Annotated in this window: 23 protein-coding genes; 10 read left to right on the plus strand and 13 right to left on the minus strand. The window is 68.7% G+C overall.

Features of this window, described 5'->3' with window-relative positions; genetic code table 11:
• Positions 1 to 94: 94 nt before the first annotated feature.
• On the minus strand, positions 95 to 2,860 hold the full coding sequence (locus tag GA0070624_RS19180) for a hypothetical protein (RefSeq protein ID WP_091342990.1): 2,766 nt from the start codon (positions 2,858 to 2,860) through the stop codon (positions 95 to 97).
• Positions 2,861 to 3,107: 247 nt separating this feature from the next.
• Here GA0070624_RS19180 and GA0070624_RS19185 point away from each other — a divergent pair, with 247 nt between their 5' ends.
• Both GA0070624_RS19185 and GA0070624_RS19190 read left to right on the plus strand, forming a co-directional pair.
• Positions 3,108 to 4,106, plus strand: coding sequence for an ornithine cyclodeaminase family protein (locus tag GA0070624_RS19185; protein ID WP_245718876.1), 999 nt, complete (start codon positions 3,108 to 3,110; stop codon positions 4,104 to 4,106).
• 124 nt (positions 4,107 to 4,230) lie between these two features.
• On the plus strand, positions 4,231 to 4,449 hold the full coding sequence (locus GA0070624_RS19190; protein WP_091342993.1) for a hypothetical protein: 219 nt from the start codon (positions 4,231 to 4,233) through the stop codon (positions 4,447 to 4,449).
• Between the two features lie 50 nt (positions 4,450 to 4,499).
• Here GA0070624_RS19190 and GA0070624_RS36895 read toward each other — a convergent pair whose 3' ends face one another.
• Positions 4,500 to 5,396 (minus strand): alpha/beta fold hydrolase, encoded by an 897-nt coding sequence (locus GA0070624_RS36895; RefSeq protein ID WP_425413513.1) that lies wholly within the window; start codon positions 5,394 to 5,396, stop codon positions 4,500 to 4,502.
• A gap of 101 nt (positions 5,397 to 5,497) precedes the next feature.
• On the opposite strand from GA0070624_RS36895, the gene GA0070624_RS19200 reads away from it, so the two are divergent.
• Positions 5,498 to 5,920 carry an acyl-CoA thioesterase gene (locus GA0070624_RS19200; protein WP_091342995.1) on the plus strand — a complete coding sequence of 141 codons (423 nt, stop codon included), beginning with the start codon at positions 5,498 to 5,500 and terminating at the stop codon, positions 5,918 to 5,920.
• Positions 5,921 to 5,940: 20 nt separating this feature from the next.
• Here GA0070624_RS19200 and GA0070624_RS19205 read toward each other — a convergent pair whose 3' ends face one another.
• Positions 5,941 to 6,696, minus strand: a complete 756-nt coding sequence (locus GA0070624_RS19205; protein ID WP_091342998.1) for a tRNA(His) guanylyltransferase Thg1 family protein — start codon at positions 6,694 to 6,696, stop codon at positions 5,941 to 5,943.
• A 5-nt stretch (positions 6,697 to 6,701) separates the two neighbouring features.
• Entirely contained in the window at positions 6,702 to 7,169 is a 468-nt protein-coding gene (locus GA0070624_RS19210; protein ID WP_218105206.1) for an ATP-binding protein, read from the minus strand.
• 61 nt (positions 7,170 to 7,230) lie between these two features.
• Between GA0070624_RS19210 and GA0070624_RS19215 the strand changes: the two genes are divergently transcribed.
• Complete coding sequence (locus GA0070624_RS19215; protein ID WP_245718877.1) at positions 7,231 to 7,902, plus strand: carboxymuconolactone decarboxylase family protein; 672 nt, start codon at positions 7,231 to 7,233, stop codon at positions 7,900 to 7,902.
• On the opposite strand, the gene GA0070624_RS19220 is transcribed toward GA0070624_RS19215, so the two are convergent.
• Entirely contained in the window at positions 7,899 to 8,510 is a 612-nt protein-coding gene (locus tag GA0070624_RS19220) for a nitroreductase family protein (protein WP_091343002.1), read from the minus strand. The two genes, GA0070624_RS19215 and GA0070624_RS19220, sit on opposite strands and share 4 nt — an antisense overlap.
• Before the next feature lie 30 nt (positions 8,511 to 8,540).
• On the opposite strand from GA0070624_RS19220, the gene GA0070624_RS19225 reads away from it, so the two are divergent.
• Genes GA0070624_RS19225 through GA0070624_RS19235 form a run of 3 tightly spaced genes read left to right on the plus strand, consistent with a single transcriptional unit; the run spans position 8,541 to position 10,083 of the window.
• Positions 8,541 to 9,380: a class I SAM-dependent DNA methyltransferase gene (locus GA0070624_RS19225; protein ID WP_245718878.1), complete on the plus strand. Its 840-nt coding sequence runs from the start codon at positions 8,541 to 8,543 to the stop codon at positions 9,378 to 9,380.
• A gap of 57 nt (positions 9,381 to 9,437) precedes the next feature.
• Positions 9,438 to 9,770 (plus strand): glyoxalase superfamily protein, encoded by a 333-nt coding sequence (locus GA0070624_RS19230; protein WP_091343006.1) that lies wholly within the window; start codon positions 9,438 to 9,440, stop codon positions 9,768 to 9,770.
• A gap of 52 nt (positions 9,771 to 9,822) precedes the next feature.
• Positions 9,823 to 10,083 (plus strand): hypothetical protein, encoded by a 261-nt coding sequence (locus tag GA0070624_RS19235; RefSeq protein WP_091343009.1) that lies wholly within the window; start codon positions 9,823 to 9,825, stop codon positions 10,081 to 10,083.
• Between the two features lie 37 nt (positions 10,084 to 10,120).
• On the opposite strand, the gene GA0070624_RS19240 is transcribed toward GA0070624_RS19235, so the two are convergent.
• The 4 genes from GA0070624_RS19240 to GA0070624_RS35860 form a co-directional block, all read right to left on the minus strand.
• A complete protein-coding gene (locus tag GA0070624_RS19240) occupies positions 10,121 to 10,771 on the minus strand; it encodes a class I SAM-dependent methyltransferase (protein WP_091343011.1) in 651 nt (216 codons plus the stop codon).
• The gene (locus tag GA0070624_RS19245; protein ID WP_091343013.1) at positions 10,758 to 11,087 is read right to left on the minus strand and encodes a DUF4190 domain-containing protein; all 330 of its coding nucleotides are present in this window, start codon (positions 11,085 to 11,087) and stop codon (positions 10,758 to 10,760) included. Before GA0070624_RS19245 ends, GA0070624_RS19240 begins: the two co-directional genes overlap by 14 nt.
• A 321-nt stretch (positions 11,088 to 11,408) precedes the next feature.
• On the minus strand, positions 11,409 to 11,780 hold the full coding sequence (locus GA0070624_RS35855) for a hypothetical protein (protein WP_245718879.1): 372 nt from the start codon (positions 11,778 to 11,780) through the stop codon (positions 11,409 to 11,411).
• A gap of 66 nt (positions 11,781 to 11,846) precedes the next feature.
• Positions 11,847 to 12,038: a hypothetical protein gene (locus GA0070624_RS35860; RefSeq protein WP_176731777.1), complete on the minus strand. Its 192-nt coding sequence runs from the start codon at positions 12,036 to 12,038 to the stop codon at positions 11,847 to 11,849.
• Positions 12,039 to 12,159: 121 nt separating this feature from the next.
• Between GA0070624_RS35860 and GA0070624_RS19260 the strand changes: the two genes are divergently transcribed.
• A complete protein-coding gene (locus GA0070624_RS19260; protein WP_218105207.1) occupies positions 12,160 to 12,654 on the plus strand; it encodes a nitroreductase/quinone reductase family protein in 495 nt (164 codons plus the stop codon).
• Positions 12,655 to 12,932: 278 nt separating this feature from the next.
• Entirely contained in the window at positions 12,933 to 13,313 is a 381-nt protein-coding gene (locus tag GA0070624_RS19265) for a nitroreductase family deazaflavin-dependent oxidoreductase (protein WP_218105208.1), read from the plus strand.
• Between the two features lie 80 nt (positions 13,314 to 13,393).
• Here GA0070624_RS19265 and GA0070624_RS19270 read toward each other — a convergent pair whose 3' ends face one another.
• The 4 genes from GA0070624_RS19270 to GA0070624_RS19285 form a co-directional block, all read right to left on the minus strand.
• Positions 13,394 to 14,188, minus strand: coding sequence for a DNA alkylation repair protein (locus tag GA0070624_RS19270; protein WP_245718880.1), 795 nt, complete (start codon positions 14,186 to 14,188; stop codon positions 13,394 to 13,396).
• 105 nt (positions 14,189 to 14,293) lie between these two features.
• Complete coding sequence (locus GA0070624_RS19275; protein ID WP_245718881.1) at positions 14,294 to 14,632, minus strand: hypothetical protein; 339 nt, start codon at positions 14,630 to 14,632, stop codon at positions 14,294 to 14,296.
• A gap of 70 nt (positions 14,633 to 14,702) precedes the next feature.
• Entirely contained in the window at positions 14,703 to 16,691 is a 1,989-nt protein-coding gene (locus GA0070624_RS19280; RefSeq protein WP_091343028.1) for an FG-GAP-like repeat-containing protein, read from the minus strand.
• A gap of 310 nt (positions 16,692 to 17,001) precedes the next feature.
• Positions 17,002 to 17,745, minus strand: coding sequence for an N-acetyltransferase (locus GA0070624_RS19285; RefSeq protein ID WP_091343030.1), 744 nt, complete (start codon positions 17,743 to 17,745; stop codon positions 17,002 to 17,004).
• Positions 17,746 to 17,970: 225 nt separating this feature from the next.
• On the opposite strand from GA0070624_RS19285, the gene GA0070624_RS19290 reads away from it, so the two are divergent.
• Positions 17,971 to 20,847 carry a S8 family serine peptidase gene (locus tag GA0070624_RS19290; protein WP_176731778.1) on the plus strand — a complete coding sequence of 959 codons (2,877 nt, stop codon included), beginning with the start codon at positions 17,971 to 17,973 and terminating at the stop codon, positions 20,845 to 20,847.
• Positions 20,848 to 20,878 lie beyond the last annotated feature (31 nt).

Raw genomic sequence — 20,878 nt, forward strand, 5'->3', positions numbered from 1 at the left:
CATTCCGACGATCCGGGGCGCCGACGGCGCCACGACGCGGACATGCCGGTGGCCGGGCGCTGGTGCGCCCGGCCACCGCTTCGACGCCGTCCCGCTACAGCCGACTCAGCGGGGTCTTCCAGACGCCACGGCCGTGGGTTGCCGTGTAGAGGTAGCCGTCCGGTCCGATCGAGAGATCGAACACGGTCGTGAGCGGCAGCGCACCGGTGGTGCCGGAGACGCCACCGATCCGCTTCCAGTCGCTCACGTCGCCGGCGCCGTCGACCGTGCCGACCATCACGCCGTAGTCGGTCCCGACCACCAGCTTGCTCCCGTAGCGGACGACGTCCGTGCCGGGTACGTCCGGGGTACCGGCCGACTCGTTCGTCCAGGTCACCCCGCCGTCCTTGGTGAGCACGCCCTTCCACACATGGTCCTGCGCGGCGCCGGGGCCCTCGATGAAGCGGCGGTTGTAGCCGTTGAACACCAGGTAGACGGTGGCGCTGCTGCTGTTCACGCTGTCGATGTGGACGGCGCTCGGGTACCGCGAGGGCAACCCGGTCATGTCCAGCTCGTGCCAGCTCCCACCGAAGTTGGTCTGCACGCCGCGGGAGAAGCCGCCGCTGTTGCAGTTGCTCTCCCCGCACCAGGCCGCGACGATGACGTCCTTCGAGGCGTCCCGCTTCGCGGCCGGGTCCGCGACCGCGTCGAGCCCCACCACCATCCGGCCCGCCGTGCCCAGCGTCGCGCGCTTCGTCCACCCGTGGTTGGCCAGCGACTCGGCCTGCTCCTCGGTGGTGGAGAAGGCGAGGTCGTGGGTCCAGATCGCGTTGCCGCCCGCGACCCAGCGCTCGCTGCCGTGGTCCCCGGTGTTCTCCGAGCCCCGGACCGCGCGGAACGGCGCGGTGAAGCGCGGGTTGGTGTCCGGGACGGCCAGGTCGATGATGGCGTTCTTCGAGCCGTCGGTCTGGCCGCAGGTGGTGGTCATCCACAGCTCGAGGTAGACGTACTCGTCGAGGATGTGACAACCGTTCCTCGGGTCGACGATGATGTCGCCACCGTCGCCGCCGAACGGCGAGACCATCTCCGTGTTGCCCTGGTTGTCCTTGCGATCGCCGCGCAGCAGCGAGCCGCCGTTGTCCTGCAGGCCGCCGGAGATCGCGTAGCCGCCCCGCGCGGGGTCGACGCCGACGCCGACGGAGTAGTACTGCAGGGTGCCCAGGCCCTGGGAGTGGTTGGCCCAGTCGTTCGCGTGCCCGAGCTTGTCCACGGTTCCGTTGATCGGCCGGGACTTCACGCCGCCGTCGTTGCCGACGTAGACCCGCCCCTCGTAGGTGAGGACGGAGTGCTGGTCGGAGTGGGTGGTCTCCGGGCAGGTGTTCTCCGCGTCGGAGATCGCCCAGCACTTCAGGCCGAAGTTCCAGTACGGACCGGGCGTGGTCCAGTTCGTCCCGCCGTTGTTCGTCTCGTAGACCTCCTCGAGGCCCAGCCAGACGTGATCCGGGTGCCCGGGCTCGGCCAGGATGAAGTTGTTGTACCAGGCCTGCACGCCCGGCCGGTAGAAGACGCCGTTGCCGCCGCTCAGGGCGGAGCCGGAGGACTGCAGCTTGCCGCTGTCCGCGATCTGCGTCCACGGCCCGGCGAGGGTGCCGCTGGCGGACTTGAAGACGCCGTAGAGCACGCTCATCGGCGAGGTGTTCAGCTTCGTCGGCGACTCCACCACGGCGTACAGGACGCTCTTCTTCCCCGCCGCGTCGGTGCCCCAGGCGAACTCGGTGTTGCCGACCTGCTGGTACCCGAGGGCGCCCTGCGGGTTCACCTGCGCGAAGCTGTCCGCCGCACCGGTCCTGCTGTAGTAGAAGCCGTTGTAGCTGGCGTCCCCGCTGCGCCAGGCGGCGTTGGCCAGCACGCCGCCGGCGTCGTCGATGGCGACGTCGTTGACGATGTTCTTGTACGGCTGGCTGATGTTGCTGTCAGCGGCCGGGTTCGGCATGAAGATGTTGATCCACGCCTTGCCCGGGACCGGTCGGTTGCTCGCGTCGAGCGGGTAGCGCCAGAGACCGCGGGTGGTCGCCGCGTACGCCCAGTGAGTGGCGTCGTCGAAGCGCACCTTGTTGATGCCGCGGCTCTCCAGCTCCGTGCCCCCGAGCCGGTCGCTGTCCTTGAACTGGGCGGTGGCCAGGTCGGCGCTGGCCGCCCGCGGGTTGCGGAACATGCCCGCGCCGACGTACGAGGTCGCGCCGGTGTTGGCCTCACCGGTGGCGTACCAGAGGGCGCCGTCGTGGTACTCGAGATCGCCCGTGGACAGCGAGAGGATGCTGTCGGAGATCGGCTGCCACTGGCCGTCGTCGGCCGGGTCGCTGGGGTTGTTGAGCTTCTTGCGGAAGACCCCGCCGTTGGCGCCGCCCGCGAAGAGGTAGCCGTCGCCGGCGGCGAGGCCCGTCACCCGCCCGGCGACGTAGCCGGAGCCGCCGGAGGAGTTGGAGAAGTTCGGGTCCCGGTAGTTGGGGTCGTCCGCGTCGTACGGCAGGTTGGTGACCTCGGTCCAGCTGCTGCCGTTGGAGGCGAGTGATCGGAAGTCGCCCAGGCTGGAGGAGAGCTGGCCGGCGGCGACGGACCCGTAGGGCGCCAGTCGCGCGTTGGCCACGGAAGTGATCGAGCTCAGGATCTCGGAGGATTCGGATTCGGGGTCGCCGACGATGCCTTCGACGCCGTGCCCTTCCTCCTCTTCCTCGCCGCCTATCCTTTCGAGGTAGCCGCGGTAGTGCGGCTCGTTGTCGTCCATGTTGGCGAGCAAGCCGGCGGTTGCGACCGCTGCGACGGCGACCACGGTGGCGGTCACCGCCGCGATCCGCCTGCGCTTGGTGAGCAGCAAGGCCATGGGGATGCCTCCTGGGAGGTGGGAGGCCCGCGGTATGTGGGCTGAGCAGACGTTAGTACTGGGAGGGACCACGTGGAATAGGCCTTGGTTGATTGATTTCCCCAGGCAACAGGTGCTCGCCCTACCGATGTCCGTAATTTGTCCTGAGGCAACAAAAGGCGGACCGGATATTGAAGAATTTGCCCGTTTTAGGCACTCACCGGATCGGCCGGACGGCACGCCGCGCTCTTCGCATAGCGTCAGCCACATGAACGAGGATCCGATCGCCCTTCCTGCCCGGCGGTTCGCCGGGATGCACCTGATCTCCGCAGACGCCGTCGCGCAGATGCCGATCCGGGGCGCGGTCGACGCCCTGGAGACCGCCCTTCGCGGCGGCCTCGACCCCGAGCAGGACACAGCCCGTTCCCGGGTCGCCACCCAGGTCGGCGAGCTGCTCGTCATGCCGTCAACCCTGGGCACCCTTTCCGGCTCGAAGCTGCTCTCCATCACCCCGGACAACCCGCGCCACGGACTGCCGCTCATCCAGGGGAACTTCACCCTCTTCGAGGGTCCCGAGCAGCGGGCGGCCGCCCTCATCGACGGTGTCGCGCTGACGAACCTGCGTACCCCGGCGGTTTCCGCGCTCGCCGTACGACACCTCCTGCCCGGCGGGGTGGCCGACCCGCTCCGGCTCACGGTGTTCGGCACCGGGCCGCAGGCGCGCGGCCACGCCGAGGCGATGCTCTCGCTGCACGAGATCGGTGAGGTATCGCTCGTGGGACGCGACAGCGAACGCCGCGACCGTCTCGCCGCGCACCTCGCCGACACCGGCGTGCCGGTACGGGTGTCCGGCCCCGACGCGTCCGCACCGGCGGTGGCGCAGGCGGACATCATCTGCTGCTGCACGAGCGCCCCGGCGCCGCTCTTCGACGGCACCCTGGTCAGACCGGACGCCGTTGTCGTCGCCATCGGTTCGCACTCCCCGCGAATGCGGGAGGTAGATGACACCCTGGTAAAGCGCGCGGGCGTCGTCGTGGAATCCCGCGCGAACGCCCTGCGCGAGGCGGGTGACATCGTCATCCCCCTGGCCGCCGGCGTCGTGCGCGAGGGGGACCTGTACCCGCTGCGCGACGTGGTGACCGGCAGCGCCCAGCTGCCCACCGGCCGACCCAGGCTGTTCAAGGGGACCGGCATGGCGTGGCAGGATCTCGTCGTCGGCGCCCAGATCTACCGCAACTACCTCTCCGCGCACGACGGCGCCCCGTGATACCGGCCGCGGCCACACCCCGCGGTAGCGGAGCGGGGACCGTGCGTACGCCACTCGGCCCGGCGTGATATCGCGAGACGCCAGGGTAGGAGGCCACGGGACGACCGATGAGAGGTGGCTTGCCATGGATCTGAGCTTTCTGCGCCCGCTCTTCGACCGCCCCGGCCCGTGGGTGTCCGTGTATCTGGACGCGACGCGGGAGGTACGTGCCGACGCCGCGCTGCTGCGGGCGATCGTCGGCACGGGAGCCCGCCTCGTCCTGGTCGGCCGCGGCGAGGTGCCGCTGAACCACGGCATGGGGGCCGTTTTGCGCTACGCCGTGGCCAGCACCGCAACGTCCTGACGGGGAGACCGCAGCGGCGGCCGGGACTGTCGCCCGGTCGCCGCTGTTGGTCATCGGTGAGTGGTCCGGCGTTCCGCGAACGCGGGCTGCCTGCCTCGCATCGAGCTGTCAGTGCGAGAACCCTGCCAGGGTCTGCACGAACCACTGCGGATCGTCGAGCCAGGGATAGTGTCCGCCGCCCGGCTGCACGGCCAGCTCGGCCTGACGGAACAGGCCGGCATACTCGGCGGCGCGCTTCGGCGGAAGCGAGACGTCGTACTCGCCCGCGATGAGAAGGACCGGCGCCCGATGGCCGGCGAGGGCGGATCTGGTGGCTTCCGGGTCAAGGGCGCCGGCCGAGTAGTACCCGCCGCTGGTTCTGCGTTCTTCTGGCTCGCCTCAAGGGCGAGGCGGGCCTGGCGGTTGGCATCCCATCGGCCATGTTTGAAGGGTTCAATCGCCTTCGCATCAGCGGCGGTGGCGTCGCCCGACCAGATCCGCTCGAGCGCGGCGAAGGCGTCCGGGAACCAGGCCTCGCCTCGGCGCAGCTCGGCGATGTGCCGACGATCCAGGTCGGTGATCTCCAGGCCCACCACGAGCGGGCTGGGAGTGACCAGAGCGAGGCGGCCGATGCGGTCCGGGTAGCGGGCGGCGTACAGCACCGCGAGAGTGCCACCAGCCGAGTGTCCCAACAGATCGATCCGGTCCCGCCCGAGATGGACGCGTAGCGCCTCGACGTCGTCGACCAGCCGATCACACCGGTAACTGGCCGGGTCCGCCGGTACGGCCGATTCCCCGGTTCCGCGCAGGTCGAGGCGAATCAGCGAGCGATGCGCCGACAACCCGCCCAGGTCACCGAGGTATGCCGAGGCCTGCATGGGGCCGCCGGGAAGGCAGATCAGCGGGTCGCCCTCGCCGGCCTGGTGGTATGCAAGCCGGGTGCCGTCGGCAGCGGAGAAGGTTGCCATGTGGAGATCATATGCAGGGGCACCGTGCAGCCGTTGTGGTCTCACCGCCGCCGGCGGGCGTCCGATCTGGCGGTGTCGTGCCCCCCGCTACGCTCGGGTGCATGGGAGATCCGTTCCGGGTACGCATCACCGTCCGCGGCTACGAGCTCGACACCCAGGGCCACCTGAACCAGGCCGTCTATCTGCAATACGGCGAGCACGCCCGGTGGGAGTGCCTGCGCGCTGCCGGCATCTCGCAGGACCGGCTCATCGCCAGCGGAGTGGGACCCGTCGCCCTGGAGGTCACCCTGAAATACCTGAGAGAGCTGCGCGGTGGGGACGAGGTGGACGTGTCCTGCGAGTTCCGCTGGGGCGAGGGCAAGACCTTCCAGATCGACCAGGACTACACCCGCCCAGACGGCACGCAGGTCGCGACGCTGACCGGGGTGGGCGGGCTGCTCGACCTGGCGGCCCGGCGGCTGGTGCCCAACCCGCGGGAGCGGTTCCAGGAGCTGGCCACCGATCCGGGTCCGCTCAACCTCTGAGGCCCGGTCCGGATCAGGGTCTATTTACGGCCGACGGCGAGGGCCGTGATGAGCTGGCGGTAGGCCTCCTTCGCGGGTAGCTCGCGTTCAATCTTGATGCGCCGGCGGGTGGTGGTGACCGGGGTACGGCGTACGGGATCAAACCCCGGGTGTTCGTAGGTTTCCCACCACAGTCCGACGCCACGCCGCTGCCACGTGGGCACGTCGTCGAAGTTGATGCCGTGGCGGAGCAGCAACTCGTTCTTGTCCGTCGCACTGACTCCTTCCAGCGCGCGGCTGGCCTGCCGAGGCGACTGGCCGTCCTTTCGAAGGGTCCAGTAGCACCAGCCGTTGAGCGCGCTGCGGGTTGCATCGGACTGCCGCCACGAGAAGTAGTCGGCGACATCCTCAACACCGACTCCGACCCACAGGCGGGAGTCGAAATGAGCCGGCTGGGTGGCCGCGTGGGTGAACGCCGCGGAGGCGATGCCTGCCGAGATCGACACGAGCTTCTCCACGCTGCGGCTGAAAAGGTCGGAGGCAGGATCGAGCAGCAGCGAGATCTCGTCGCTCTCGGTGTAGGCGTAGCGGGCGCCCAATTCCGTCAGCAGCGCTTGCGCGGTGACCACCATGAGGTCGCAGAACCGGGCGTCGTACGGCTTGTCGAAACGCTGCTCGGTGAGCCGGGTGAAGCCCCGCCCGTCGACCCTGATCACAGTCCAGGCACCTGGTAGCACGCGCAACGAGTGAAAGTACTCCCGGGCCCGTTGCCGGGCCTCGAACTCCTCGGCCTTCACGACTGTCAACCCTCCATCGGCTCTACCTGGAACCCGCCCCTGCCGTCGAGCCGGACTTCGTACAGCCGGTCGAATCCATCGACCTGCCGAGGGCGTCGCAGTCGCTTGAGCGTGTCATACAGCCCAACGTCCGGCACCCGGGCTCGATCCTCACGCGCGGCGTTTCGGTCGAGCGCCGCAGACAGATCGGGCGGGAACCAGTAGCCGACCGCCGCCGCGCCATGGGCGCGGGCAGCCTCGATCAGCGGTTGCCATTCCCGAGGTGACGGATTGGTGTTGTCCACCACGACAGAACGCCCCGCGGCCAGAGCCTCATTGACCAGGCGCATCTGCCGGCGTTGCCGATGCCGCGCGTTCGGGAACGCGTCCTTGCTCACCACCACATGGCCGTCGGCCAACATGCGGCGATTGAACGTTGTCTTGCCCGACGCCTGCAGACCGATCAAGATCGCCAGTTCCAACCCATCAACCACGCTCGCCTCCGCTACCCACATCTCAGCAACGAGCAGAGCGGCCGCCAGGCGGCAGACGAACGTGACTTCCCAGCTGTCGTTGATCGGTCGCTGGGTGGCGCTCCTGCCAGCGGACGAGCTGGACCGGGTGGAGCACACTGACCATATGAGCCCTCCCGCTGCGTTCCTCGCCGAGCCGCCGCAAAGCCCGGCGGTGACTGCCGCCTACGAGGCCGATCTCTCCTCCGACGGCTACATCAACAACCTCACTCGTGTCTGGTGCTGGCGTCCTGACCTGCTGGCGTCCTTCCAGACCCTGCGTGCCGACCTCCTGGCCGAGTCAGGCCTGTCGCCACGGGAGGTGGCCGTGATGGTCGCCGCCACCGCCGCAGCCCGCAGCGACGCCTACTGTGCGCTGGCGTGGGGATCCAGGCTGGCCGAGCTCAGCGACGAGCCGACCGCCGCGAAGGTGCTGCAAGGCGTTGACGGTGGCCTGTCCGATCGGGAGGCCGCACTGGCGCGTTGGTCTCGTCAGGTCGTCCACGACCCGAATGCCACCACGCAGGCCGACGTGGACCGCTTGCGCGAGGCGGGTTTCAGTGACCAGGAGATCTTCGAGGCGACGACCTGGATCGCGTTCCGGATGGCGTTCTCCACCATCAATGACGCGCTGGGAGCGCGGCCAGATCCGCAGCTTGCTGAGATGGCGCCTCGGCTCGTCCGCGAAGCGGTCACCTACGGCCGGCCGGTCTAGGCGTACCCGACCGGCTGGCTCCACCGGCCTCGATGCACGACCTCCTCCGTAGGTCGGCGCCGGCTGCGCAGGTCGCGGGGTGGCTCGTCGCTGTAACCGATCGAGATCGCGCCGATCGGGGTGAACTGCGGCGGCACTCCGAAAGCCTCGCGGAAGGCCTCGATCCGGTCGACCGGGATTCCGAAGAAACACGCGCCCAGCTCGGCGTCGACGGCGGTCAGCAGCATCAGCAGCGACGCCATTCCCGTATCGATGTCCCAGTACGGGGCGGGCCACCACGCGTCCGACCGGTCGGTGAATCCCTTGTCCGGCTGGGCGTAGCGGTCCAGGTAGGCGTCCTTGTTCGAATGGGGCACGATCAGCAGGGGCGCCGCAACGTTCGCCGCGAACCAGTTCTCGGGCCGTTCCTCGGGGCGCACCGCGGTCCGGAACCGCGCGATGTCGGCTGGATTGTCGAGCACCAGGAAGCCCCAGCCCTGCGAGAAGCCAGCTGATGGCGCCCGCAGGCCGTTACGCACGATGCGCTCGATCACGTCGGGGGGAACCGGCCGGTCCGGGTCATAGCTGCGCACCATGCGTCGCCGCCGGACAACATCCTGAAAATCCATGGCAGCACCGTACTCACTCGGCAGGCTGGGATGGCCCCGCCCGTTGAGCTGCCAACGGGCGTTGGCGACCCTACGGGTGGCAAATTGGATTGCACGACGTGCGCGCCGATGGCCAAAGTTGGCGGCATGCGACAGGAAGACATCTGGGACCTCGATGCCGCCCAGCGCTATGACACGCCGGGCACCGGAATGTTCGCGCCCGAGGTCTTGGGGCCGACCGTGGACCGCCTCGCCGAACTTGCCGGCGACGGACGGGCGCTCGAGTTCGCCGTCGGAACCGGCCGCGTGGCCGTCCCACTTGCTGAGCGAGGTGTGGCCGTCACCGGCATCGAGCTGTCACCTCCGATGATCGACCAACTGCGAACGAAGGCGGACGAAGCCACGATCCCCGTGATCGTCGGCGACATGGCTACCGCGGTCGCCCCAGGCAAATACACGCTCGTCTACCTCGTCTACAACACGATCTCCAACCTGCTCACCCAAGCCGAGCAGGTCGCGTGCTTCCGCAATGCCGCCCGCCACCTCACCCCCGGCGGCCGGTTCGTGATCGAGCTCTGGGTACCCGAGCTGCGCAAGCTCCCCCCGGGGCAGCAGGCCACGGTCTGGCACTCCGAGCCGGGCTACATCGGCTTGGACACCTACGACGTTCTGCGTCAGCACGTCGTATCGCACCACTTCATGTTCGATGAGAGCAGACAGGCTCGGCTGACCCGCAGCCCGCACCGCTACATCTGGCCGGCCGAGCTCGACCTCATGGCGCAACCGGCCGGGTTCGAGCTGGAGACCAGGCATGCGGACTGGGCCGGAGCCGAATTCACCGCCGAGTCCCGGTCCCACGTGTCCGTCTACCGCATCCCGCGGGCCCACTAGCTTCGGCCGAGTGGCCGAGGTACCACGTCCCCCCGCCTCGTCTGCCACCATGGGCTCGTGGACGAGCAGATCACGCCGATCCTTCGCACCGACAACGCCGAAGCTGCCGTGGCCTGGTACGGGCGGCTGGGCTTTACCAAAGACTGGGAGCACCGCTTCGAGCCGGACCTTCCGCTGTTCGTGTCGATCTCGCGGGGGCCCATGCGGATCTTCCTGTCCGAGCACAAGGGCGACGCCCGCCCCGACACGCTGCTCTACCTGAGCGTCCATGACATCGACGCGGTGGCCGCGGAGTTCGGCCTGAGCGTGCAACAGGCCCCCTGGGGACCCGAGATCGAGGTACGCGATCCCGACGGCAACCGGCTACGGCTCGGAGCGACACAGAGCTGAACGGCTCGGCACGGCAGGTGACGTACCGCGGCTGGGTGGCCTGCTGCCTCGTATGGCCAGCTCCGCAGCCTCCCGCAAGGGCTGGGCCTTCATCGACTTCCCCATCGACCGCGGCCTCGCCTTCCTCACCACCGTCGCGAGGTCAGGGCCCCGTGACTCGTTCTTTCCTACGACATCGGTGAGATTCTCCGCCGGCTCAACGAGCACGAGGCCGGACGCATCGTCGCGCCGGCGGCCTCAGACCCGGTACGACAAGCTCGCCGTGCGCTACCAGGCCACACTGCACATCACCGCGATCGACGAATGGCTCTGACCCGCCTACGAACACAGCCTCATGCGCCGTGCTCCCGCTATTCGGGGTCCGGGCGGCGCAGCGTCAGCGACTGGAACCGGTGGCCGCGGTCGGTATCGACGGGGTGGAAGTCCACGACGTCGAACCATGCGGTGGCGAAGCCGAGTAACTGCTCGTCGGTGCGCCACGAGAAGAAGCGCGGCGGCACGTGCTCGTCGTCGTCGATGGGGCCTTCGGCGCTCTCGTTACCGCCGTACACGCCGACGAAGAAGAGCCCGCCGGGGCACAGGACCGCCCGGATCGCCGCCAGGACCGCGGGCAGGTCGTGGTTGGGCACGTGCAGCAGGCAGTTCATCGCGAACACCGCGTCGAACGAGCTGGCCGGGAAGTTCAGTTGCAGGAAGTCCATGACGTGGGCCTCGATGCCCTTGGCCCGGCAGTGATCGACCATCACCGGCGAGAGGTCAGCCGCGACGACGGCGAAGCCCTCCTGCTGGAAGTAGGCGCTGTCCTGCCCGGTGCCAGCGCCGATCTCCAGCAGCCGCGCGCCCGGCGCCAGCCGGTCACGGAACGCCTGCCGTTCCGCCAGCTTCCACGGCTCCTTGACGAGCCCGTCACGCCAGGCCGCGCGCGCGTCGTACGCCTCACGCAGCGAGCCGAGCACCTCGTCGTATCGAAGCCCTCGCGCCTGAACGTTAGCTCCCTGCAGTAGAGCCGATGATCATCGTGCCCACAAAGCCGCACCAGACGAGGACGAACAGCCCGTAGATGGCGGTGAAGATCCAGCCGACCACGAGACCGGCCGTGGCAAGCTCAACCCCGCGTTCGCCTGTCTGGGCGATCTGTTTCTTGGCCTTGTTGCCGAAATAGATGCCCAACGGCGGGAACACCATCGCGCCAAAGACCAGCGCAAGGATCGCGTACATGTTGACCGGCGGCGAGTACGCAAAGGGCGGATACGGCGGGTAGCCCGGCGGCGGGCCTGGCACCGGTGGGGGTTGCTGAGTCGGCGGCTGGTCGGTCATGTTGCCCTCCGGAGGGGTGGCGGCTACCTCCACAGTGTGAAGGAGCCCGCAAGCGCGCCCCAGGAAACACTTTCACCCCGTGGCGCTGGCAGCCCCAGGGCATCCACAACGGCGGGCGCGCGGACAGCGCAGATGTGTGCGTCGCGATCCGCCACGTGGATGGCTCTCCGGGCCTGGCGATAGGCCTTGAAGCTGTCTAGTGCCGCATCAGGCAACGTTTGCCCTGTTTTGGTGTGACGGGTTCGCCGTGAGCCGACAGCGTTCACGGCGTCTCGGCTGAGGTGTAGCGGAACGGCTGGTGTTCTGCGCCGGAAATTCGCCTTATAAGTAGGTGTTGGGTGGTGGGATGCCGAGGACCGGGCGTCCCACCCCGCCGCTGGTGTTGTCCGACGAGGAACGCGCGACGTTGTAGGTGGCGCGGCGCCTGCGGCGTGATTCCCGCTCGGGGGCCTTGTGGCTGCCGCCGCGTTCGGCCCGCTGCCGGCCCGGGTGCGGCATCAGGTTGAGCGGCCCGAACTCGTCCATGCAGAAGACCACTCCCGGCTCGCCTTCCTCGGGTATGACCTCGCCGTCGGCGATCGCGTAGAGGTGCTCGACACGGGCCTTCTTGGGCGCGTAGTCGGGGTCACGGGAGGTCTTCCAGATCTGCAGGCGTTGAAAGGAGACGCCCTCCTCGCGGAGCAGGATGCGCAAGCCCTCGTGGCTGATGTCGTCGACCGCCCCCTCGGCAATCAGGAAATCCGCCAGCTTGGTCAGGCTTCAGGTAGAGAACGGCAGGTCGTGGTCGGTCGGCTTCGACTTGGCGATCTTCTTGATCTCGCGGCGCTCGGGCAGTGTGAAGGTCATTGGCCGGCCGCCCTTGTACTTCGGGTACAGGCCAGGCGTCACCCGCAACGCGCTGCGCGCCGTGCGGTGCACCCGCGGCGCGCACGGATCGCGACGACGAGGCATGAACCGAAGCCAACACCACCCGTACGACAGGTTTCACAGCTGCGGCCGACCCGGCAAACGTTAGTGGACACCGCACTGGCGTCCTGTTCGTACGATGGCCGCATAGGTGTGGGAGGTCGTCGTGTCTGTCGAGAACCGGGCGAAAAAGCCGTGGCTTCCGCCGCGCTGGTTCATCCGTCTGGCCTGGTCGGTGCACCGGGGCCTGTACCGGGTCTTTCGTGGCCGGGTCGGACTGTGGCGGCCACGCGCCGGCGGCTGGGGCACCCTACGGCTGACCGCTACCGGGCGCCGCACCGGCCAGCAGCGCAGCGTCATCATCGGGTACGTCGAGGATGGGCCGAACCTGGTCTCGCTGGCGATGAACGGGTGGGGTGAGGGTGAGCCCGCCTGGTGGCTCAACCTGCAGACGCATCCGGACGCGACCGTCGATCTGGTCGACGGGCAGCGGCTGGTACGTGGTCACGCCGCAACAGGTGACGAGCGGTTGCGGCTGTGGGCCCGCTGGCGCGAGATCGACACGAACCTCGACGCCTACGCGGCGCTGCGGTCGTCCGAGACCGCAGTGGTGGTCCTGGAGCCCAGACCCGGCGCGTCGGACACGTTGCAGGGAAGCTGAACGGCCGACGACCCACCGTCGTCACAGTGGGAGCCCGCTCCGATCACCGCTCGCGTCGGTCGTGGTCGGCTGGCACGAGTGGCGGGCAGTGACGGTGCCGCGAGTTGCTGCCGATGGCGCGCCCAGGACCGTACGCGCGTGCGCGATGAGCGGATGAACGCGCGTTTGCCGACCTAACCCGGCTATCCACCGACCCCCTGGTCTGGTAGATAGTGACCATGGCGAAACGGTCTGGCGGATTCGGTAGAGTTCTCACGCGGGGTTTTCTGCGTACGGCCGTGTGGCTGTACCGGCGCAGCGGCGGGAAGCTCGGCGGCAAGATGTTCGGCGCACCGGTGCTGTTGCTGACCACGACCGGGCGCAAGTCGGGGCGGTCGTGGACGGTTCCGTTGATGTACCAGACCGACGGCGACCACTGGGTGATCATCGCGTCCAACGGCGGCAGCGCCAGGCACCCCGCCTGGTGGCTCAATCTGCGCTCGCAGCCGGACGCCTCCGTACAGATCGGCCGGCAGACGTACCCGGTCAGCGCCCTCGAGACCGCTGGCGAGGACCGCGAGCGCCTGTGGCAGCAGATGGCCGACATGTACAAGGGCTACGACGGGTACGCGCGGAAGACCACCCGCCGGATTCCCGTGGTTGTACTGCAAAGGCGCTAAGGCATGCTGCCCGACGGTTTGCACGCCGGCACTGCGGTAGATGCGTGCGTTCGCCGTCGCAATCGCGAAGGTGCCCCTATTTAGACCACGCCGGATAGGTACTCCGCACGTCGCTGCGGTTCGAACTTCTCGATCGCGTACCGCAGCATGACCCGTGGCATGGCCCGGTGATGTCGGGCCAGGAAGTCCTCCTCCGCCGCCCGGTCGCGGTTGCCCACCTCGCGCAGCATCCAGCCCACCGCCTTGTGCACGAGGTCGTGTGGGTCGCGCAGGAGCCGTTCACTGAGCCGCAAGGTCCAATGGAAGTCTCCGGCTTTGATGAACGCGAGCGTCGCCATGATGGCGATCCGCCGGTCCCACACCAACGTCGACTCGACCAACCGATCCAGTACGCTGCGGTCCTTGTCGATCAGCCACGGACCGACGATGTACGGCGCCGATGAGTCCACGAGGTCCCAGTTGTTGATTCGGCCGGTGCTGGCCAGGATGAGGCTGAAGATCCGGCCCCGTTCCTCCTCGTCCCCCTTGGTGAACTTTCGCACCAGGATGAAAAGCGATGTCAGCCGCTCCTCATGCACGCTGCTGGTCAGCAGCTTTGCCGTTTCGGTCAGCGAGAGATCGCGCCAGTACCGGCCGGCCACCCTGCGCTGTTCCGGCACGGAAACGCCGATGGCCCGGTCGCCCTCGCCGTACCCGCCTGGAATCATCTGCAGAAACCGGCTCGCTTGCTCCGCTCGACGCGGGTCGGCCAGGCTGGCGAGTTCGTGACGGACGTCGGCGGTCGTGGCCATGACTGTGCAATCTACCGCGACCGCCGGTAGCGACTGCCAAAAAGGGTGGAGGCCGTCTTGCCCGCGGCCGGCCGCGGACTCCATGGTCCGGCCCTTCTCGCTTCTCGGCGAACATCGCGTTGCAGCCCCGCCTTGCGGGTGGTGGCAACCGGCCTTGGTGGCGCGGGCCGGACGCTGTGCCCTGCTGGCCTACCGCAGCCACCGCAGTGCGGCGTCCACGGTGTCCTCGGGGCTGCTATTGAAGGCGATGGCCGCGTCGGGAGCATGCTGCCGGACAAGGTTGACCAGCTTCTCGAAGAACTCGAGCAACGGCTCGTGCTTGCGGATTCCGCCTCCAACCACCACGCAGGCGTAGTCCTTTCGGGTTAGCGCCTCGACGATCGCTCCTTCGGCGTTCTCGTCGGGTGCTACCAAGCACAAGTCGGCCTCGATACCATGATCGCCGAAGCGGGCGTGGCCACGTGTTATCGCCGCCACGACCGGCTCAGGATCCCAGCCCGGGATCCTGACGGGATCGAGACCGACCACCAACACTCGCCTCAGTGCCATGCATCCTCCCACTCCGGCACATCCTCCAGGAACGCCAGATACCGGCCAGCTACTGCATGCGGGTGACCAGACCGACCCACGGGTCGGCGAGCAGCAGGTCCAGCCGGCCGTCGCCGGTGATGTCGGCGGCCGCGAACCCGTACCTGCCGATGTCGGCGGCCGAGTACGGCTGGTAGATGATTTGGCGTCCCAGCCAGCCGTCCGGGCGTTGCAGCATCCCGCCGACACCGGGGAAACCGGTGTGCGTGGTGAACACGTCCAGCAGGTCGTCGCCGTTCATGTCGGCGAGCAGCACGCCCGAGGGGTTGTCCCGGGACGGGTACACCCGCCACGTGCCGAGGGTGCCCGCGGCATCCCGGGTCAGTATCTCCACGCGGCCGGAGGGGTTGTTCCCCCCGACGCTGACCACCAGGTCCGCGCGGCCGTCGCCGTCGACGTCGCCCGCCGCGAACGAGCCGATGAACTCCCACGGGTCCGGCGGTACGGCGTACTCGACCGGTGTCGAGAACTCCCGCGGCGCGAGCTGGGTGAGCACCGAGATCACATGATCGCGGAGGACTGCGACGTCCGGCCGGTCGTCCCCAGCGAGGTCCGCGACCACCACCTCGCCGTAGTACGGGAACAGGTTGACCGGTCCGCCGAACGCGCCGCCACCGGTGCCGTAGCGCACCATCGCGCCCGCGGCCCCGTCGACCACCAGATCACGCACGCCGTCACCGTCGAGGTCGAGCACCCGGGCGGCGGTGACCGAGGTGCCGAACGACACCGGTGTCGGGGCGGCCAACCCCTGCGGGGTCTGCCGGTAGACGTCGACGCCGTCCCCGCCGCTCATCACCAGGTCCGCTCGGCCGTCGCCGTCGACGTCGGCGATGGTCGGGGTGAGGCCGCCCCCGGTCGGCGACAAGGCGTGGTACTGCGGCGCGGCCAGGGTGTGATCGGCCTGCTGGACGAACAGGTCGAACCCGACCTGGTAGGACTGCTCCACGGTCCGATGGCTGGTGACCACCACGTCGTTCAGGCCGTCACCGGTCAGGTCCCCGCTCGCCAGGGCCATCGCCTGCCCGCCCACCGCCCGTGTCTGCGCCGGCTGCAGCGTCAGCGACCCGTACGCCGGATAGGCGGCGGAGGCGACCAGCCCCGACCCGCTGGCACCCGTCACCGGCAGCACATCGCCCTGGTACTGGGCCGAGAACGTCAGCGACTGCGTGCCCATCTGCACCACGTACTCCGCCCGGCCGTCGACGCCCAGCTCAACCTGCTGGAGCCAGGAACCGTTGAGGTAGAAGTCCACCGGGCCGGTCGGCCGGGAGCCGTCGGCGTTTCGCACCTCGGCGCTGAGCAGCACCCATTGTCCCGGTTCCGCCTTCGGCGGGTACACCGTGAAGTCCATCCTCGTCGCCGGACCCGCATGACCGGAGACGTTCAGGGAGGTCCCGGTCACCCCGTTAGACGCCACGGCACGTACCGCGTATCCGTAGTAGCTGCCGCTGACGACGTTCTCGTCGCGGTACATGATCGCCGTGGTCGAACCGATGGCCGTCCACGTCTCGTACGGTGCGACCCGCAGGACCTCGTAACGGGCGGCGCCCGGGACAGCCTCCCACCGCACGTCCATGGCTGATCCCGTGGCGTTGATGTGCACGCTGGCGGGCGCGGTAAACGCCGTCACGGCGTTGGCCTCCATCGAGTACGCCGACAGCTTCTTCCTGTATCCCGACTGGACCACATAGAAGTACCGGGTGGCCGGCGTGAGACCGGTGTCGGTGAACGACGCCGTCGGGACCTCGCCAACCACGGTGTACGGGCCGCCGGACACGGTGGCGCGCAGCACCCGGTAGTACGAGGTCGACGCGGTCGAGTTCCACGAGACCACGATGGTGTTCGGGCCGGAGGCACGCGCGCTCACGCTCGACGGTGGCACCAGGAAACCGGCCGCCGAGGCCGGTGGCGAGCACACCATGGTAAGTGTCACACATGTGATCATGGCGGCCACCAGAGCACCGGGCCGCCCGCCGAGGGAGTACTTGAACCGGGTCATCTGGCCCTCCCCGTGCCGCTATTCATCGGTTGTCTTGTTTGTACCCCCACCTCGGCCGGACCGCGAGTCCCACGCCGCGGATATCCGGCCGCGAGAGGGCGAGCCGGTTCGAGGCCGGCCGCGCGCGACTTGTTGGTCGCCGGACGGTGTTTGAGCGGTGACTTCTGGACGCACTCGAGCTGTCGGGTCACCGGCAACGCGGTCGCGACCGTCGGCTACTTGGAGACTTCCTGCAGGATCGGTGTCCGGCCAGCCTCGGTCCAGGTGCCCGGCGAGAGGCTCCCACATTGCGGCTGCGTGCCGGCAGCGGCTACAGCCGGTGCCTGACCCAGACGTTGGGCTCGACGTAGACGGCATGGTCGTGCGCCACGTCGCAGTGCACCGGCACGAGCGCGCCCGGCACATGGACCGGCCCGTTCGTGTCGAACGGCAGGCCCGTCCAGCGGCGCCAGTCGGCGAGCGTCCCGGTGATCGTCATCGACCGGGGGGCGACGCGCTCGATGCGTCCGCCCGCGCGGACGTGCACCCGCAGCCACGGGTCGACCGGCAGGCCGTCCTCGCGGACCTGGGCCGCGTACTCGGTCATCGGCAGGTCGGGGTTGGTGTGCTTGCCGCTCGGGCGGACCGGCGCGACCAGCGTGTCGTAGCCCAGCTTGGCGACGGCCTCGCGCATGGCGGTGAGCATCAGCGCGGACAGCCCGCCGCCGCGCCGGTCAGGGCGGATGCAGATCTCCAAGGCTGAGACGATGTTCGGGGTGGCGCCGGTGAGGCGGTTGATGGCGGCCCGCTGGATCACCCGGTCCCAGCCGCCGTCGGGAAGCTCCGCCTCCGTCCAGCGCAGCGGCACGGCGTACGCGCGGGCGACGGCACGACCCGGCTCGGCCGAGTCGACGGCGGCGAACACGAACTCGGGGTACAGGTCGTGGGCGACGCTGTAGTACACGGCGCCCATCGGGTCCCACAGCATGAACGGCGGCCACGCTCCGTCGAAGTCTTCGTCAAGCAGCGGGGCGAGGTCGGGGCGGTCCGCCAGGCTCACGATGTCGAGGGTCACGGCGGAAACGTAGAGCGCCGAGCCGGGAGCCGCACGTCAATTTCGCGGCCTGGTTCGACGCGGTCCCGGGGGCCTGGCCGGTACACGCTTGCGGGCGGAACGCCTGATAGACAGCGATCGTCTCCTAAGTCATGATGCCGATGGTCCCCTGACCCGGGCATCACCCCCGCTGAGGAGAACAAAATGATCTTCAGGTCGAAGGGATTACGGCGAGCAAGTTTGGCCGTGATCCCGATTGTCGCCATCGCGGGCAGCATCGCTGTCGCGACCACGTCCGTTGCGGCGTCGTCGCCAGGGAATTCGGGCGGCTACACCGATGGCCGCTATATTGTTACGTTCGCCGATGACCCGGTCGGCAGCTACGAGGGCTACAACTCCGGCTTCAAGGCCACCAAGCCCAAAGCGGGCGACAAGCTCGACCCCGATTCGTCGGCGGTGAAGGCGTGGCGCGCGCATCTGACCGGTAAGCACGACGCGGCATTGGCCAAGGTCGGCGCGACCAAGATCTACGACTACACGATCACGAACAACGGCATCGCCGCCAACCTCACCAAGGCTCAGGCAACCGCGCTCGCGAAGACCCCGGGGATCGTCGGGCTCGAGCGCGACCAGGTGTCGCACCTCGACACCACGGTCTCGCCGGAGTTCCTCGGCCTCAGCGCCGCGGGCGGCGTGTGGTCGCAGGCAGGCGGTCAGGCCAACGCCGGCGCCGGCATCGTCGTCGGCGTCATCGACAGCGGCATCTGGCCCGAGAATCCCGCCTTCGCCAACGAGAAGATCAACCCACGGCCGAAGAACTGGCACGGCGCGTGCGTCGCCGGTGAGAACTTCCAAGTGTCGCTGTGCGGCAACAAGTTGGTCGGCGCGCGGTACTACGTCGAGGGATTCGGCAAGAAGAACATCGCCAACGAGGACTTCCTGTCGCCGCGCGACGGGTCCGGCCACGGTTCGCACACCTCCTCGACGGCCGCCGGCAACGCCGGCGTCACGGTGACCATCGACGGCAAGCAGATCGGCACCGCGTCGGGCATGGCTCCGGCCGCCTCCATCGCGATGTACAAGGTGTGCTGGGAGGGCGCGCCGGGCGTGCCGGCCGGATGCTTCAACTCCGACAGCGTCGCCGCGATCAACGACGCCGTCCTCGACGGCGTCGACGTACTCAACTACTCCATCGGTGGCTCGTCCGAGTCGTCGGTGCTCGACTCGGTGGCGCAGGCGTTCCGGGCGGCGTCCAACGTCGGTGTCTTCGTGGCCAACTCGGCCGGCAACAGCGGACCGGGTGCGAGCACCCTGGACCACCCCGCGCCGTGGGTCACCACTGTCGCAGCCGCCACCTTCCGCAAGGCGTACCGAGTGGTTGCGCTCGGCAACGGGGCGCGGTACGTGGGCGCTTCGACCACCCCGGCGCTGACGACACCAGCGCCGCTGATCACCGCACTGAGCGGGAAGCTGGCCGGTGCGAGCGACAACGACGCCAAGCTCTGCTTCGACGGCACCCTCGACCCGGTGAAGGTGACCGGCAAGGTGGTGGTCTGTGACCGGGGTGTCAACGCTCGTATTGACAAGAGCTTCGAGGTCAAGCGCGCCGGCGGCGTCGGTATGGTGATGGTCAACACCAGCCCGAACTCGCTCAACGGCGACTACCACCCGATCCCGTCGGTCCACCTGAACAACGTCGATGGTGCCGCCGTCAAGACCTACGCTGACACGGCGGGCGCGACCGCGAGCATCGTGGACCTGACCCCGGCGGAGCTCGCGGCGGCGCCGGACGTGCCTGATGTCACCGACTTCTCCTCGCGGGGACCGTCAACGACCACGGGTGGCGACATCCTCAAGCCTGACATTGCCGCACCCGGCAACGATGTCGTCGCCGCGGTGGCGCCGCCGAGCAACCACGGCCGGGACTGGGACTTCTACTCGGGCACCTCGATGTCCTCGCCGCATATCGCGGGCATCGGCGCGCTCATGAAGCAGCTGCACCCGGGCTGGCTGCCGTCTGAGATCAAGTCCGCGCTCATGACGTCGGCGATCGACACCAAGACGACGACGAGCCCGTTCGCCCAGGGCGCCGGATTCGTGAACCCGAATCGTGCGGCCGATCCCGGACTGGTGTACCCGGTGGGTCCGAACGACTACCGCAGCTACATGATCAGTCTCGGTGTCCAGTTCGCGCCGCCGTTCGACACCCTTCCGCCGGTCTCCGGCACGGACCTGAACCAGGCGTCGATCGCGATCGGCGGACTGGCCGGCGTCCAAACGGTGACACGCACGGTGAGGAACGCCGGCTCCACGACGGCGACCTACACCGCCACGGCGAGCGTCCCCGGCTTCACCACCGTGGTGTCGCCGTCCAGCTTCACGCTGGCACCGAACGCGACGCAGACCTTCACGGTGACGTTCAGCCGGACCACGGCTCCGCTGGGCGCGTATGCCACCGGCAATTTGACGTGGTCGGACGGAACCCACAGCGCGCGGAGCCCAATCGCGCTGCGGCCCGTGGCTGTGAAGGCGCCGAGCGAGGTGACCGGGGCGATCACGGCCGGGTCGACGACCTTCGCCGTCACGCCCGGCTCCACGGCCCCGGCGCTGGGCACATCTGTCGCCGGGATGGCCGGGGTGACGCCGGTCGCCGACAGTGTCACGACCGGACCGTTCGACACCAACAACCCGGTTGTGGGTGCCGGCACGAAGGTTTACCACGTGACGGTTCCGAATGACACCAAGGCGGCCCGGTTCGACCTTGTCTCCAACGACAAGACGGCCGACCTCGACTTGTTCGTCTACAAGGCGGGCACGCTCGTGGCCCTGTCGGCCTCCGGCTCGTCGGACGAACGGGTGACACTGACGGCACCGGCTCCGGGCACGTACGACGTCTACGTCAACGGGTTCGCAACGCCCGGCGGCTCGACCTCGTACGGTCTCAGCAACTGGGTGGTGCCGAACAGCGCCGCGGGCAACCTGAATGTCAGTGACAGCCCGGTTACCGCCGGCATACCGGTGACGCTGACCGCGACCTGGACGGGTCTCGACCCGGCCAAGCGGTACTTCGGTGTGATCTCCTACGCTGGCGCCACCAACGTCACCTTCATCACGGTGGGCTGACCTCGGCAGGCACGAAACACGCAAGGGCCCG

It is taken from the genome of Micromonospora rhizosphaerae (assembly GCF_900091465.1).
Taxonomy (GTDB): Bacteria; Actinomycetota; Actinomycetes; order Mycobacteriales; family Micromonosporaceae; genus Micromonospora; species Micromonospora rhizosphaerae.